Origin of the sequence: Paenalicyclobacillus macrosporangiidus (assembly GCF_900116805.1) — a bacterium.
Lineage (GTDB): Bacteria > Bacillota > Bacilli > Alicyclobacillales > Alicyclobacillaceae > Alicyclobacillus_H > Alicyclobacillus_H macrosporangiidus.
On record NZ_FPBV01000002.1, the window covers coordinates 110,392 to 126,247 of the forward strand.

The window sequence follows — 15,856 nt, forward strand, 5'->3', positions numbered from 1 at the left end:
CAGTTCAGGGGCGGGCAGCGGGGGCTGCATGGCCAGCCCCCGTCGTTCTCACTGCTTCTGCAGGTATTTGTTCATATCGTCCGAGAACTGTTGCGGCGTCATTTGCTTCAGGAACACTTTGTCGAGGTCCGTCAACAATTGCTGCGCCTCTGCCGGCGGCAACGCCTGGTCCCACGAAAGCTGGAAGTGCGGCGCGTTCTTCACCAGATCGTACTGGAACGTCATGTAGTCCCCGTACTTGGCTTGCTTGAGCTGGTCTTCAATCCCCTGAACCGGCGGAACCTGCCCCAGATCAATCAGCCGTTTGACCGTGTTGTCAGACAGAACGGCGTCGTGCAGGAAAGTCAGCGCCGCATCCTTGTTCTTGGAGTCCATCGAGATGGAATAGAAGTTCGACGGATTGCCCGCTACGTCGGCTGGATTTCCGGCACCGCTGGGCACGGACGGGAACGGGAACCAGCCCAACTGCCCGTTGTCGACCATGGACTTCGCGTTGGTGAGCACGCTGGAGAAATCCCAGCTCCCCATCAGTTGCATCGCGGCCTTGTCCGTATAGACGAGCGCTGTCGCTTCACCGTCGCCATAGCCGACGGACGCGTAGCCAGGCTCAAAGGCCCCCATGTCGACGAGTTGCTGGATCATCTCGTTGGCCTTCAGCACGGCAGGATCAGACCACGCATCGGGCTTGCCAGCGACGATATTGTCGAACACCTGCGGCCCGCCGATCCGATCCACGAGGTACTCCTCATACATCAGATCCGGCCACTTGTCCTTGCCAGCGAGCGCGATCGGGATCACCCCGTGCTGCTTCAACACCTGAACGCAGTGGAGCAGATCATCCCAGGTCTTCGGCGGTTGTAACCCGTACTGGTCGAAGAGCTTCTTGTTGTAGAAGAAGAACACCGGTTGCACGTAGTTGTTGGGGATTCCGTAAATGTGACCGTCAAACGTCACGGCGCTCATGACGGACGGCAGAAACTTGTTTTTCCACTGCGGGTCCTTGTTCAGAGCGTCGGTCAAGTCGTAGACGTCTCTCGCATCGATGTAGGACTTCAGGATTCCGCCGCCCCAACCGAAGAAGATATCGGGCGCGCTGTGCGACCCCATCGCGACTTGCAGCTTCTGCTTGTACGGGTCGTTCTCGAAGAATTGTACCGTCGCATGAATGTTGGACTGCGATTGGTTGAAATCGTCCACCATGCTCTGGATCGCTTTCTGCAGATCACCCGTCTGAATGTCCCAGAGCGTGATGTTTTGCTGTCCGGCCGCAGTACCGTTCCCGCTCGTGCCGGCGTTCCCGGTCTGCCCGCCGTTCCCGCATCCGGCCACCCCTGCAGCAAGCCCCCCCAGCGTGATGGCTGCCGCCGCTGCCTTGCGCAACCTGTGCTGCATCGAACCCCCTCCTTGGCATCCTCCGTCGGTCGGAGTGCAGATACCTTCGGCTGTTGTTGCGGCGGTGGTTCGCGACCGCCGCGGTCTGCTGTCAACGCACGCCCAGCAACAACTCCACGACCAGTTGATCCAGCTTTTCGTACGGATAGGCCTTCTCGCCGAGTGACACGCGGTCAAACGTGCGGTCCTTCAACGCTGCCGCAGCATCGGCCGAGTACACCAGCGGCTCATCCCCTCCTTCCGCGCGAAGCTCTTGCAGTATCGCCTGGATCTCCGGATCCTCGTTGAACTGGTGCACCTTCTCGCGCAGGATGAGGTAGTTCCGGATGCATCCTTCAGCGAACGCCTTCACGCCTTCCTCGTCCTCCGTTCGGTACGCGTGCGCGTCGAAGTGGCGCATGCCTTGCCACCCCGCGTCTTCCAGCAGCTTGACGAGGAAGAATGCGCCCTTGAGGCTCTCGGACCCGAACCGCAGGTCCTGGTCAAAGCGGCCGATTTTCTGGTCATTCAGGTCGATGTGAAAGAGTTTGCCGGCCTCCAGGGCCTGGGCCACCTGATGGTACATGTTCAAACCGGCCATGGTTTCATGTGCGAATTCCGGGTTCACGCCGACCATGTCCGGGTGTGCAAGCGTTTCAATGAACGCCAGCATCGAGCCGGTCGTCGGGAGATACAAGTCGCCCCGCGGCTCGTTCGGTTTGGCCTCTAACGCAAACTTGAGCGGATACTGATGGTCAATCACGTATTCGCAGAGAAAGTCGATGCACTCGCGGTAACGCTTCAGCGCGTCGCGGGGGTCCTTGGACGCGTCCACTTCCGTCCCCTCGCGGCCGCCCCACAGGACGAAGATTTCGGCGCCGAGTTCGGCCGCGAGATCGATGGACTCAATCGTCTTGCGCAACGCGTACTCGCGGATGCTTCGTACATTCGAGGTGAATGCGCCGTCGCGGAACACCGGGTCCGAGAACAGATTGACCGTGACCATCGGCACCCGCATGTTGCAGTCATTCACCGCCTGCTTGAATTCCGCGACGATGGCGTCGCGTTCCTGCGGCGTCGCATCGATGGGAATCAAGTCGTTGTCGTGGAAGTTGACCCCGTAGGCGCCGACCTCCGACAGCAGTTGCACCAAGCGCACCGGCGGCACGGCCGGCCGAACCTCATGACCGAACGGATCGCGCCCCCGGTTGCCGACCGTCCAGAGACCAAATGTGAAGTGATCTTCAGGTTTCGGAACAAAGCGGCTCATTCCTCAGACCTCCTCTCGAATATGGACCCGCATCACGCGCGTCGCCGCCTGCTGACGCCGCATGCAGGCCGCGAGTCGCGGCACGCGGTCCTTGTCGCCGATCCCCTGCGGCGGATCACGGCGCGTCATCGGCGAGTGCGGGAAACAGGTCGCGCAGACGGCGATACGTCTCGGCATACAATGCGTGACGCTTGGCGTAAACCGTCTCCCAATCTTTCACGGGAGAAACCGACGTCCCGCCGCCCCACCACGCATCGTCGATCGTCTGGCCTGTGCCCAGTGCGGCCAGGACTGCCGCACCGAAGGCCGGTCCGTGCGAGGCATGCACGACCTCCAGAGAACGCCCCAACACCGATGCAAAGATCCGCATCCACAACTCGCTCCTGGCCCCTCCGCCGGATACGCGAAAGACACGGGCCGGCACGCCCAGCGTCTCCATGACCCGCCAGGCGTCGTACAGGCTGAAGGCCACGCCCTCGATCACGGATCGGGCCAAATGCCCCGGCCCGTGACGCCAATCCATTCCAATCCACACCCCGCGTGCGTAAGGGTCCAAATGCGGCGTTCGTTCCCCCATCAGATACGGGAGAAACGTCAACCCCTCGGCGCCGGGTGAAACGCCTGCAGCGCGCTCCATCAGGCTGTCGTACGACTCGTCCGGAAACAGTCGATCCCGCAACCACTGCAAAGACCCGCCGGCGGACTGCGTCACGCCCATGACGAACCAACGATTCGGGAGACCGTGGCAGAACGTGTGCAGACATCCGGCGGCATCGCGTACCGGAACATCGGTCGGCGCGAGCACGACACCGGAAGTGCCGAATATGACCGACACGACCCCCGGGTCATGCACGCCCAGCCCGACCGCGCCGGCTGCTTGATCGCCCGCCCCGGCCACCACGGGCACCCCGGCCGGCAGCCCGACGGCATCCGCCGCCTCCGCCGTCAACCGGCCCACGACGTCGGTGGACTCCGTGAGCGGCGGCAACCAAGCTTCCGGGACGCCGACCGCTTTACACAGCTCGCTGGACCACCGGCGCTTCTCCACGTCGAGCAGCAATGTGCCGGAAGCATCCGAGTATTCGGCACATAAGGTGCCCGTCAATCGGAAGCGAACATAGTCTTTCGGATTCAGAATCACCTGCGTGCGACGGTACGCCTCCGGCTCGTGCGAGCGCACCCACATCAGTTTGGTCAGCGTGAAGTTGGGGAGTGGCGGGTTTTGTGTCCAACGGATGATCGCGTCTTTCCCAATCTCCCGCTCCAACTGCCGGGCTTCGTCCGCCGTCCGGACGTCGCACCACAGGATGGCCGGCCGGATGACCGCGCCGTCGGCATCCAGCAAGACCAGACCGTGCATCTGTCCGGTCAAGGCGATGCCGGTGACGTCCAGGGCCGTCCCGTCGCGTTGCAGACGTTGCAACAGATCACGCAGGGCCTGTACGGTCGCCTGCCACCAGTCCTCCGGGTCCTGCTCCGCCCAACCCGAACGGGGCGACGACAGAGGGAAGCCCACGGAAGCCGAACCGAGCACGCGTCCGTTGTACGCCACCGCGACCGTCTTGACGGCGGACGTGCCAACGTCAATGCCGATCACGGCGGATGTTGTCACCGTCATGCCACCCGCCCCCTTTCGCTCATGTGCCGCAAGTGGCTGTGAATGCGGCGGCGATCCGCCCCGTACCCCGCCCGGATGTCGGGTGCCTTCTGTCCGGTTTAGTTTATTGGTTCAACCAATATTTCTGAGACTAAGTGTAGTATAACGCTTTCAAAAGCGCAATAGCCAAGTCGGCTCAACCACCGCTAGTACAAGCATACCTGGGCGTTTTACGTTGAGGATTGCGGAATCCTGTCACCGAGGCGATAATGAGGGAGAATCTTTTGGTTTCCCAACCAAACCATGACGGAATATCAACGAGGCGAGCGATGACACGAACAGGTGATCAGGCCTTCATCAAGGCGCTCAACCGGTCCATCGTATTGAATTTGATTCGGACTCAGTCCCCTATCTCGCGTACCCAGATTGCCAAGATCACCGGTCTGAACAAAGCGACCGTGTCGGCACTGGTCGATGAGCTGATTCAGGACAACTTGGTCCAGGAAGTCGGGCACGGCCACGCCCGCGTCGGACGCCGGCCCGTTCTGCTCCTGTTCAATGCAGACGCGGGACATGTCATCGGCATGGATCTCGGCGTCAACTACATCCGCGTCCTTGCCACCGACCTTGCTGCACGGGCGCGTCATGCGTACGAGTCGCCCCTGGATCCCTCGGCGTCGGTGGAAACCAACCTGCGTCTGGTCGTGGACATGGTGCGGAAAGCGGCAGAGGCACTGCCGCCGTCCAGCCTCGGGATCGTCGGCATCGGCATTGGCGTGCCCGGCCTGGTCGACTATGACACGGGTACCGTGATCAACGCACCGAACCTGCGCTGGAGCGACCTCCCGTTACGGGAACGCCTGGAGCGAGAACTGCAGATGCCGGTCTTCGTCGACAACGAGGCGAACGCCGGCGCACTCGGTGAAAAGCTCTTCGGAAGCGGTAAAGACGTCTCGGACCTCGTCTATGTGAGCGTCGGTATCGGGATCGGCACCGGTATCATTGTCGGCGGTGAGTTGATGCGAGGCCGTCGCGGCCTCGCCGGGGAGTTCGGACACATGACGGTGGAAACTGCCGGCGCGCGTTGCTCCTGCGGCAACACCGGTTGTCTTGAACTGTACGCATCGGAAGCCGCCGTGGAACAGATGTATCTGCGCGAGTCCGGCCGGCCCGCCAAGTTGGCGGAGATCCAAGAACGGTTGGCGGAAAATGACGCCGCGGCCATCTCGGCCGTCCAAGCCGCAGGGTATTACCTGGGCGTCGGCGTCGCCAACATCATCAACGGCTTGAATCCGTCGATGGTCGTGATTGGTAACCGCGTGGCCCAGTTTGGCGATTGGCTGCTGCGACCGGTCGAACAGGCGGTGCAAAACCGGTCCTTCGTCGCACGCAATTCCGCGACCCCCATTCGCATCTCCTCGCTGGGCCGGGACGCCATCGCCGTCGGCGCCGCCGCATTGGTGTTGCACCACTACTTCAGCGGGCCGTGACGCAGAAGCCGTGCGTGGACAAGCGCAAGCGGCCCGGCGCGTCACCGTGCCTGGTGCGTCGCCGTGCGACGTGCCTTGGCGTCGATGCCCGCTTCGGGATCACCGCTGGGCGCACGCACCAGACCCGAAGTGCCGGCGGCCTCCCCTTGCACGGCCGAGAACGTCGGGAATCGAGGGGTGATTACAAAACCCCGCATCCCTGCGTTGAAGGAAGCGGGACATGAGTGAATCACGGCTCTACGCGCCAGCAACATTCTCTGCAAGAATGCAGAAAGGGTTCCCAGGCCGGTTTCCCCAGGAACCCTTGCAACACAAGGCTTGTGGTGTCGAGAGCGGGACTTGAACCCGCACGGGTTTCCCCACACGCCCCTCAAACGTGCGCGTCTGCCGATTCCGCCATCTCGACAAGTGGAGGTCGGCTGTTTTCGCTTGTTCAGCCAAAGCAACCGACGTCATGAATTATACGGACGTGCGCGGACAGTGTCAACCTGCGTCGAATCGTCACATCCTGCCATTCATCCATGGACCGCAAAATCGGCGGGATCGTTTGACTCAGCGCAGGACGGTGTGACTTCGGGATACGGCGGGTGGCTTCACCACCGGAGGGTGGGCTTGGCGTGCGGGATCGAAATCATAATATGCATTTTGAGCGAATCGGTGTCCACAGGTGTGGTGATAAAAACGATATTCACGTTATCGTCACTCAGCCGGATCAGAATAAGAAAACCTGTTGTCTTATCGAGGGCGGAGATAGGGGCCCTCAGCCCGGGTAAATTCAAATCGGTCGCTATCAGAGGGTGGGATGGTGAACAAAAGCACGAATTTGACACAAACGATGCGCCGGCCGCCTCATTAACGACGATTCGTTTGCTAGCGCCCTCGCCTTGCGTCGGGAGCCGCCTGAAACGGTGTTCGCGATACCATCGCGCTGCGTTCGCAACCCGCCCGGGGCGTTCGCGTCCCCGTGCCCTCCCGGGGCGTTCGCAGCCACCTCCGATGGCGTCCACACCCCCTCGCATTGCGCCCGCAGCCCCTCACGCGCCATCCTCGATACCCGGACGGCCTCCGCGCCCCCGCGCATCAGCATTCCCGACCGCCCTCCGGCACCCCGCCGGCAGCGTCCGCGGCCTCTCCCGGCCCGGACGGGGCAATGCCCGCGCCACCCGGTCTCACTTTACCGCTTCGCCCGCCGCTGGAGGTTTGCGCCACAGGGGATCGTTGCCGTAGATGCGTTGGTACAGGTCGTAGTTGTAGAACACGCGCCCGACGAAGTGGCGTGTCTCTCCCACAGGAATGTCGTTGAGCGTCTTCAACTGCCCGTTCCAGGTTCCGTCCGCGAGCCACTCGGAGACCCGTTTGGGACCGGAGTTGTACGCCGCGATGGCCGCCACCTGGTTGCCGTGGAACAGATCCACGAGATAGCGAATGTACCACGTGCCGAGACGGATGTTGACGTCCGGGTCCGCCAACCGCGCGGTGTCCACCGGCGATCCCGCCGCGTTCGATCCGCTCGCGGCCGCACCCCCAGCGTTCCCAGCACCTCCAACGTTCCCAGCGCTCCCCTCGGCCCCCGCATGCGCCCGTGAGCCGGACGCTCCGTTCATCTGATTGGCCAACCACTGGGCTGTATCCGGCATGAGCTGCATCAGGCCGATGGCACCGGCATGCGAGACGTCCTCGCTGTGAAACTGGCTCTCGACGCGGATGACGCTGGCGACGAGGAGCGGATCAATGTGGGCCTCCGACGCCGCCCGCCGGATCTCCGGTTGGTATCCGATGGGATACATCCAACGCCAGAACGTGTTGGAGGTGATGAGAAACACGACAGCAATCAGGAGAATGAGCGCAGCCAGTGCGCGCTTTCGGACCACCACCACCATCAGGCTGGCCCCGTCCGCCGCGCCTGCGCGCATAAGCGCTCCCACAGGGTGACCACCTGCGCCCGGGTCTCCTCCAGGCTGCCCCCGTTGTCGATCACACAGTCGGCCATCCGCCGCTTCTCCTCCATCGGCATCTGCGCCCGGATGCGTGCCATCGCCTCCGCCTCGTCGAGGCCGTTGCGCGCCATCAACCGCCGCAGCTGCGTCGCTTCGTCGCACCACACCAGCACCGTCACATCCACTAAAAACCGCGTCTCGCCCTCGAACAGCAGGGGCACGTCCCAGACGATGGGCTTGTCCGGATGCGCTGCCAGGTACCGCTCCGTCTCTTCCTTCATCCCGGCCCGCACGCGGGGGTGCGTGATGGCGTTGAGCCGCTGGCGGGCCGCCTCGTCGTGGAACACGATGGCGCCGAGCCGCCCGCGGTTCAACGTCCCGTCCGGGTTCAGCACCTCCGGCCCGAAAGCCGCCGCGATCTCGTGCAGTCCCGGCGTCCCTGGTTCCACCACGCGGCGCGCCCAAACATCCGCGTCCACCACGTACGCCCCCAGGTCCCGGAGCATCTGCGTCACCGTGCTCTTGCCTGTGGCGATCCCGCCGGTCAGTCCGACAATCACCCGGCTCACCTCCCGTACCTCATGCTCTGCGGCCGCTCCGGATCCTCCGCCGCGGCGCCGGCTGGCAGACCGGACACACATGCGTCCCCCGTCCGGCCACGCGCAGCTTCTCAATCGGCGTGCCGCACCTGCGGCAGGGCTCCCCCGCGCGGGCGTACACGTTCAACTGCATCTGGAACCCGCCGTGCCGCCCGTACCCGTTGACGTAGCTCCGCACGGACGATCCGCCCGCGTCGATGGCCCGCGTCAGAATCTCCCGGATGGCGTCGAGCAACGCCGCGCACTGGGCGCGCGTCAGGGCCGAGGCCGGCCGCTCCGGGTGGATGCCCGCGAGAAACAAGGACTCGTCCACATAGATATTCCCGAGGCCGGCGACGCATGTCTGATCGAGCAGCACCGCCTTGATGGGCGCCCGCCGATGATGCAGGCGGGCGCGGAAGGTGGTGGGATCGAGCGCGGGATCGAACGGTTCCGGCCCCAGTTCCGCCAACCCCGCGGGATACGGCCCCTCCGCCGGCACCAGGTCCATCGTCCCGAACTGGCGCACGTCCCGGTAGCGCAACTGTGTCCCGTCCGTGAAGTGAAACACCACGTGGGTGTGCGGCGCCTCCGGATCGTGTGCCGCGGCGAGGCCGTACCGTCCTTCCATCCGCAGGTGGGACACCAGGCAATAGGGCGGCACGTCGAAAAGAAGGTATTTCCCGCGCCGCCGGACCCCCGTCACCGTGCACCCGGCCAGCCGCAGCGCGAATTCCCTGGCGTCGTCCGGCGTTCGGACGATCCGCGCCAACCGCACGTCCACCCGTTCGACCGTCCGCCCCACCACCAGGGTCTCCAGGTCCCGACGCACATTCTCCACCTCAGGCAACTCCGGCACGTCCTCCCCTCCTTCCTTCTCCTGGGCAGGGCGGCGCCCCGCCGTGCGGCCGGCTGCGGGATCCGGCCGCACGGCCTGCTATTTCGCGTCATACCACGTCTTCCCTGTATGAATGTCCACCTTCAAAGGTACATTTAAGGTCAGGGCATTTTCCATGTTTTCTTGTACCAGTTCAGCCAGCCGGTCCGCCTCGGCCTCCGGGCACTCGAAAATGAGTTCATCATGCACCTGCAGAAGCATCCTCGCCTGCAGCCCGGATTCCGCAAGCGCCCGGTCTATCCGGACCATCGCCAGCTTGATGATGTCTGCCGCCGATCCCTGGATGGGCGTGTTCATCGCCGTGCGCTCGGCGAAACTGCGCTGGTTGAAGTTGCGGCTGTGGATGTCGGGCAGATAGCGGCGGCGATTGAGCAGGGTGGTCACGTACCCCTGTTTGCGCGCCGTCTCCACAATCTCCTGCATGTACCGGGCGACGCCCGGGAACTTGCGGAAATACTCCTCGATGAACTGGGCCGCCTGCTTGCGCGGGATGTTGAGGTTCTGCGACAGTCCGTAGTCGCTGATCCCGTACACGATCCCGAAGTTGACCGCCTTCGCTTGGCGGCGCTGGGCGGGTGTCACCTGATCCATCGGCACCTCAAACACCGTCGCCGCCGTGCTGGCGTGGATGTCCGCACCGCTGCGGAAGGCGTCCAGCAACGCCTCGTCCCCCGACAGATGCGCCAGGACGCGCAGCTCAATCTGCGAGTAGTCGGCCGAGAGGATCACCCAATCCTCGTACGTCGGTTCGAACGCCTTTCTCAGCTCGCGCCCTTCCTCCATGCGGATGGGGATATTCTGCAGGTTCGGCTCCGAACTCGACAGCCGCCCCGTCGCGGTCAGTGCCTGGTGGAACCGGGTGTGCACGCGCCCCGTCTCCGGCCGGATGACCTTGAGCAGACCCTCGACGTACGTCGACAACAGCTTGCCAATCATCCGGTACTCCAGGATGTCCTGGACGATCTCGTTGTACGGCGCCAGCTTCTCCAACACGTCGGCGCTGGTGGAGTACCCGGTCTTCGTCTTCTTGAGCGCCGGGAGGCCGAGCTTGTCGAACAGGACCTCGCCGAGCTGCTTTGGCGAATTGATGTTGAATTCCATCCCCGCGCGCTCATGGATCCGCTTGGTCAACTCCGCCAACTTGCGCTCCAACTCGGCCCCGAACGCACGGAGCTTGTCCTGATTGACGCGAAAGCCGATGACCTCCATGCGGGCGAGGACGAACTCCAAGGGCAGCTCGATGTCCCCGTACAGGTGGTCCACTTCCTGCGCCTCCAGCGCCGGAAACAGGTGGCTTCTCAGAGCCGGCAGACACGCGGCCAGGTGGGCCTGGGCCTCGGCGTATCCGGGTTCCCCCGGCTTGGCGGGCGCGACCTGCCGATGGGTTTCCCGCTCGACGATGTCGGACAGGCTGACCTCCCCGTCCGACGGGTTGAGCAGGTAGCTGCCGAGCATCACGTCAAACCAGGTGCCGTCGTTCTCCAGCGTGATCCCGTGGCCATCGAGCAGCACCGCCAACGACTTTAAGTCGAAAACCACCTTGTCGCGTTCCGATTGCCACAGGTCCATCAAATCGGTCGGTCCCAGCTCCGATTCGAACGATACCAACCACGCCTGATCTCCGCAGCCGACGGCCACCCCGAGGAGTCGGGCGGTCTGATAATCCTCCCGGTCATACACCGGTAGGATGCCGATGGGGCTGGTCAGGCGGCGGACCCATTGGCGGTACGCGTCGAGGGTTTCGATCCGCTGCACCTGCGGCTGGAAGCGTTTGCCGTCGGACGTCGTTGAAGGTTGTCCTGGGGTGTCGATTTCCCGGGGAATCTTGTCGAGAAGGGAACGAAAACCCAGCCGCTGAAACACACGACGTACTTCGGACGGGTTGTAGCCGGTGTAGGCGAGATCGTCCACTCCCCAATCGACGGGCGCGTCCCGGTGGATGGTGGCGAGTTGCTTCGACAACAACGCCTGATCCCGGTATGTCTCCAAGCGTTCCCGCAGTTTCACCCCCGAGACGTCGCCGGTGTGCGCCAGCACCTCTTCCACGCTGCCGTGGGCTTGGAGCAGCTTGACGGCGGTCTTCTCCCCCACCCCGGGCACGCCGGGGATGTTGTCGGAGGCGTCGCCCATCAGGCCCTTGAGATCGATGATCTGTGCCGGCGTCAGGCCGAAGCGGTCGAAGACGGCCTGGGGATCGTACCGGTCCATCTCCGTGATGCCCTTGCGGGTCAGGGCGGCGTGCACCCGCTCGCTGACCAGTTGCAGAAGGTCCTTGTCGCCCGAGACGATGAGGGTGTCCATCCCCGCCTCTTCCGCCCGTTTGGACAAGGTGCCGATGATGTCATCCGCTTCGTAATTGGGCACTTCCAGTGCCGGAATGGAGAAAGCCTGCAGCACCTCCCGCAACAAGGGAAACTGCTCGCTCAGCTCCCCCGGGGTCTTTTCCCGAGTACCCTTGTATGCCTCGTACAGGCCGTGGCGAAACGTCTCCTTCCCTGCGTCGAACGCCACCGCAATGTGGGTGGGCGATTCATCCTGCAACAGTTTCAGTAGCATCTGCGTGAAGCCGAACACGGCGTTCGTAAATTGCCCCTCCGCGTTGGAAAGCGCGGGCAAGGCGAAGAACGCGCGGTAGGCGATACTGTTTCCGTCAATCAGAATCAGCTTGGGGCGGCGGCCAGCCATATCATCCCTCGCTCTCTGTCTCTGAACCATTCCGTACCATTGTAGCACAGCGGCAGGGAGTATATCCGACCGCCCTTGCGGGAGATCCATGAACACTGAGTTCCCCATCCGCCCATGTCCGTATTGCGGATTCTATATAGAAGTCGAAATGTTATTATATGAACGATAAGGAATATCCACGTTGCGAGCAGATCGACCTCAGGAATGACTTACCGATCCTTCATCCATCCGTTTGAAATCTCCGTTTACGCCGCGGCTGTGAGATACCAGCAGATATCAGGAGAGATGTCTGATGATCGACGTTCAATCCCTGACCATGACGTATAGACGTCGAATACAGTGTGGCCAGCGATGGGGAATTCCCCGGTATCGCTGGGAGATGGTACACGCTCTCCATGAGGTCAGTTTTCAGTGCCTTCCCGGAACGGTCACAGCATACTTGGGTCACAATGGCGCGGGGAAATCGACAACCATTAAGGCGCTCTGCGGAATTCTTCGACCAACGAGCGGGCAGGTATGTGTGAATGGTTTTGTTCCTTCCCGTCGCGAACACGACTTCCTGCAATCCATCGGTGTCATGTTTGGCCAGAGGAATCAACTGATGTGGGAACTCCCGCTCATGGATTCCTTGGACGTCATTCGAGTTCAATATGGACTGAACAAGGGGGAGTTCCTTGACACCCTCGCTGAGTTGGACTCCCTTTTTCGGTTCGGAGAAATCCTGCACACGCCGGTGCGGAACCTCTCCCTCGGTCAACGGATGTTGGGCAATCTCGCCGCAACTCTTCTGCATCGCCCTCGTGTTTTGCTGCTCGATGAACCCACCATTGGGCTCGACGTTGAGTCAAAAGCAAGTTTGCGCAGGGTGATTTCCGCATTCCGTCAAAAGAGCTGTACCATCTTGCTGGCCACGCACGACCTTCAAGAAGCTGAGATGCTTGCCGACCAAATTCTCATTCTGGACCATGGGCGACTGCTGTTTGGTGGCAGTATCGCCGAGTTTCGACGGTTACACCGAAATTCGGTCGTCATACAGGCACGCTTGGAGACGCCTGTATCCGAACTGGACATGGCGGATGCAGAGCTGTCTCAAGACGGTCGCATCATCACCATACACACCGATCCCGAACGTGTCGCGACTCGAGTGGCTGAACTCTTAAGGATGTATCGTATCCGCGACTTAAAGATTGGAGAGACACCGTTGGAAACACTTCTGCGCGAAGAGTTGAAGGCCTTCGTCTCAGCCGATTGATTCAGAATGGATAGGGTGATGCGAGGACGTGATGGAGACGGTGCTTCGCATGATGAGAGTCTTCATTGTTCATATGAAGGTTGCGGCACGAAGCATGATCTTGCTTCGTGGACGTTCTTTCATGTACGTTGTCTCCCTATGGATCCAGATATTGGTCCCCCTGTCGATCTGGACAAGTGCCAGAGACTTGGCCGACCCAGGGCTCACGACCCGTGAGCTTGTGACGTACACCCTCATCGCCGGACTCGTTCAGGAGTTTCAGATGGGTGTTCTCCTGGAGGACGTCATTCGTGAGACCTTTGATGGCTCCATCTTGTGGTCCGCTATCAGACCCATCTTTGGATTGGCCTATTACTTAACTCGCGACTTGGCCTCCCTGGCCGCATACGGGATCCCTTCGGTGGTGGCCTTCTCATTCCTCGCCGTGCTGTTTCATCCACTGCCTCCGGCGAGCCCAAGCGCTCTAATCCTGGCCGTTGTTTCCTGTATGCTCGCGATCATCATTCGGCGCTGCCTCGATATCCTCTTGGCCTGCATCTTCCTGAACGGAAGGAATCTATATGGTTTTCTGGGTTTGTCCAATCTGCTGCTTTCCGCTCTCGGGGGAGGACTCGTTCCCCTCGTACTCCTGCCACCTGCCGTATATCAGTTGCTGGCATGGACGCCATTCCCGTATTTGGCTAACCTGCCGGCCGTCGTCTATCTCGGCGTGTTTCAGAGTCCGGTCAGGTTGCTTGGCCAACAGTTCGTTTGGGCTGTCCTTCTTTGCATCTTGTCTCTCTTCGTATGGCGATCGTCATATCGCAGGATGGTCATTCACGGGGGATGAGACGGGATGCACAGCTTGAAAATCTATCTATGGAAAATGTGGATATCGATCCGTGCGTCCGCCAGAAAACCCTTCGACGCAGGCGCCATTTTTCTCAGCATCGTTGTACGGGAATCTATCCCTGTACTCGTTGTTTGGGTCTTGATTTCCAAGATCGGTGTGATGGGTGGCATGTCGGGGAGGAGCGTTCTCCTCATGCTGTTCATTCGCACCTGTGCGATTGGCCTGAAGGATTCTCTGTGCTCAGGCGTCAGGAATCTCGCAAATGCCATCTGGAATGGTACCATCGACCAACACTTGACTCAGCCAGGAAATGTACTTTCCAAAAATCTGGTGGATGAGAATGTGCAAGTGTTACCAGTCATCCTGGCCTGGGGAGTCGTGACGGGAACCCTGTGGACCCTGCTGAGACCGCACGCCCCTGCATGGCTCATCGTCACGTTTGGAGTGTCGGGAGGTCTCATTCTTTTTTCCATGGAACTGATCCTCATGTCTCTGACATTCTGGAACATTCACCCTGGGCAACTGCATTGGATGCTGTTTTTCGTGGAAGAGCAATATGCGCAATATCCCTTGACCATATTTCACCCCGTCATTCAAGCTGCGTTGACCTTTCTCATCCCAATCGGATTCGTGGCCTTCTATCCCGTGGCAAGTCTGTACCCTGTGCAGGTGCCGATGGGCATCTCTCCTCCCGCATGGGTTCCGTACCTGGTGGCTGTCGTTCTGTTGACTCTTGCGCTTGTGATATGGAAGGCGGGATTGGACAGATATACCTCAACCGGAACGTGACGTGAAGCGCATGCTTGCCCCAGCATCCCTCCGGACAGGAAGATATTCGCAACCACAGGGGACTCCAAGGACATCGAAGCCCGCAGGCACATGCCTGCGGGCTCTCCATACGACATCGCTTGAACCGCAACCGTCTGGCTGCCCCAACCGTCCGGGAGTCCATCTCGACGGCAAGACACGGACGCCCGGACGACGCGTCACTTGCCGACGGCGACGCGGATGGCGTTGCGGACGGACTCCGCGGACTTGTCCAGCGCTTCCTTCTCGTCCGGCAGCAGGTCGATCTCCACGATCCGCTCGATCCCGTTGCCGCCGAGGACGCACGGCACCCCGAGGAAGAGATCGTTGTAGCCAAACTCGCCCTCCAGGTAGGCGATGGCCGGAAGCAGGCGGCGCTTGTCCTTCAGGATGGCCTCCGCCATCTGCACGAGCGACGCGGCCGGAGCGTAGTACGCCGAACCGTTGCCGAGGAGGTTGACGATCTCGCCGCCGCCCTTGCGGGTCCGTTCGACGATGGCGTCGATGCGATCCTTCGGCAGCAGCTTCTCGAGCGGAATGCCGCCGACGTAGGAATAACGGACGAGCGGCACCATGTCGTCGCCGTGCACGCCGAGCACGAAGCCGGAGACATCCTCCACGGACACGCTCAACTCCTCCGCGACGAACGTGCGGAAGCGGGCGGTGTCGAGCACGCCGGCCTGTCCGATGACCCGGTTCTTCGGGAAGCCGGACGCCTTGTAGGCGACGTACGTCATGGCGTCCACGGGATTGCTCAGCACGAGCAGGATGGCGTTCGGCGAGAACTTGACGACCTGCTCGGTGACGGAGCGGACGATGTTCGCGTTGGTGGTGACGAGATCGTCTCGGCTCATCCCGGGTTTCCGCGCCATTCCGGCGGTGATGATGACGAGATCCGAGTTGGCGGTGTCCTCGTAGCTGGAGGTGCCGATGATATGCACGTCCGATCCGACGACGGGCGTGGCCTCCAGCATGTCGAGGGCCTTGCCCTTGGTCGGGTTCTCCAACTGCGGGATGTCGAGCAACACCACGTCGCCCAGTTCCTTCAGAGCGAGCATGAACGCGGTGGTCGATCCGGTGAAACCAGCGCCGATGACCGAGATCTTCTTCCGCTTGAGCATCTTGGGTCCCTCCATCGG

At 61.7% G+C, this 15,856-nt stretch carries 12 protein-coding genes and 1 tRNA gene; 4 read left to right on the top strand and 9 right to left on the bottom strand.

The window, feature by feature from the left end; genetic code table 11:
* Positions 1–48: 48 nt before the first annotated feature.
* The 3 genes from BM357_RS02885 to xylB all read right to left on the bottom strand — a co-directional run bounded on the left by BM357_RS02885 (position 49) and on the right by xylB (position 4,259).
* Positions 49–1,392 carry an extracellular solute-binding protein gene (locus BM357_RS02885; protein ID WP_074949459.1) on the bottom strand — a complete coding sequence of 448 codons (1,344 nt, stop codon included), beginning with the start codon at positions 1,390–1,392 and terminating at the stop codon, positions 49–51.
* Positions 1,393–1,483: 91 nt separating this feature from the next.
* Positions 1,484–2,641, bottom strand: coding sequence for a xylose isomerase (xylA, locus tag BM357_RS02890; protein ID WP_074949461.1), 1,158 nt, complete (start codon positions 2,639–2,641; stop codon positions 1,484–1,486).
* 115 nt (positions 2,642–2,756) lie between these two features.
* On the bottom strand, positions 2,757–4,259 hold the full coding sequence (gene xylB / locus BM357_RS02895) for a xylulokinase (protein ID WP_074949463.1): 1,503 nt from the start codon (positions 4,257–4,259) through the stop codon (positions 2,757–2,759).
* Between the two features lie 308 nt (positions 4,260–4,567).
* Here xylB and BM357_RS02900 point away from each other — a divergent pair, with 308 nt between their 5' ends.
* Positions 4,568–5,728, top strand: a complete 1,161-nt coding sequence (locus BM357_RS02900) for an ROK family transcriptional regulator (RefSeq protein WP_074949465.1) — start codon at positions 4,568–4,570, stop codon at positions 5,726–5,728.
* A gap of 321 nt (positions 5,729–6,049) precedes the next feature.
* Here BM357_RS02900 and BM357_RS02905 read toward each other — a convergent pair.
* From BM357_RS02905 to polA, 5 genes are all read right to left on the bottom strand, one after another.
* Positions 6,050–6,134 (bottom strand) — tRNA-Leu (locus BM357_RS02905).
* A 763-nt stretch (positions 6,135–6,897) separates the two neighbouring features.
* Positions 6,898–7,653, bottom strand: a complete 756-nt coding sequence (locus BM357_RS02910; RefSeq protein WP_245783808.1) for a lytic transglycosylase domain-containing protein — start codon at positions 7,651–7,653, stop codon at positions 6,898–6,900.
* The gene (gene coaE, locus BM357_RS02915) at positions 7,608–8,225 is read right to left on the bottom strand and encodes a dephospho-CoA kinase (RefSeq protein WP_074949469.1); all 618 of its coding nucleotides are present in this window, start codon (positions 8,223–8,225) and stop codon (positions 7,608–7,610) included. The genes BM357_RS02910 and coaE overlap by 46 nt, the downstream gene beginning before the upstream one ends.
* A 19-nt stretch (positions 8,226–8,244) precedes the next feature.
* A complete protein-coding gene (gene mutM / locus BM357_RS02920) occupies positions 8,245–9,102 on the bottom strand; it encodes a DNA-formamidopyrimidine glycosylase (RefSeq protein ID WP_074949471.1) in 858 nt (285 codons plus the stop codon).
* Between the two features lie 78 nt (positions 9,103–9,180).
* On the bottom strand, positions 9,181–11,826 hold the full coding sequence (gene polA / locus BM357_RS02925) for a DNA polymerase I (protein WP_074949473.1): 2,646 nt from the start codon (positions 11,824–11,826) through the stop codon (positions 9,181–9,183).
* A 292-nt stretch (positions 11,827–12,118) separates the two neighbouring features.
* Between polA and BM357_RS02930 the strand changes: the two genes are divergently transcribed.
* Genes BM357_RS02930 through BM357_RS02940 form a run of 3 tightly spaced genes read left to right on the top strand, consistent with a single transcriptional unit; the run spans position 12,119 to position 14,699 of the window.
* Positions 12,119–13,078: an ABC transporter ATP-binding protein gene (locus BM357_RS02930; RefSeq protein WP_083430118.1), complete on the top strand. Its 960-nt coding sequence runs from the start codon at positions 12,119–12,121 to the stop codon at positions 13,076–13,078.
* A 31-nt stretch (positions 13,079–13,109) separates the two neighbouring features.
* A complete protein-coding gene (locus tag BM357_RS02935) occupies positions 13,110–13,907 on the top strand; it encodes an ABC-2 family transporter protein (RefSeq protein ID WP_245783818.1) in 798 nt (265 codons plus the stop codon).
* Positions 13,908–13,913: 6 nt separating this feature from the next.
* Entirely contained in the window at positions 13,914–14,699 is a 786-nt protein-coding gene (locus tag BM357_RS02940) for an ABC-2 family transporter protein (RefSeq protein ID WP_074949477.1), read from the top strand.
* A gap of 197 nt (positions 14,700–14,896) precedes the next feature.
* Here BM357_RS02940 and mdh read toward each other — a convergent pair whose 3' ends face one another.
* Positions 14,897–15,838: a malate dehydrogenase gene (mdh, locus tag BM357_RS02945; RefSeq protein ID WP_074949479.1), complete on the bottom strand. Its 942-nt coding sequence runs from the start codon at positions 15,836–15,838 to the stop codon at positions 14,897–14,899.
* Positions 15,839–15,856 lie beyond the last annotated feature (18 nt).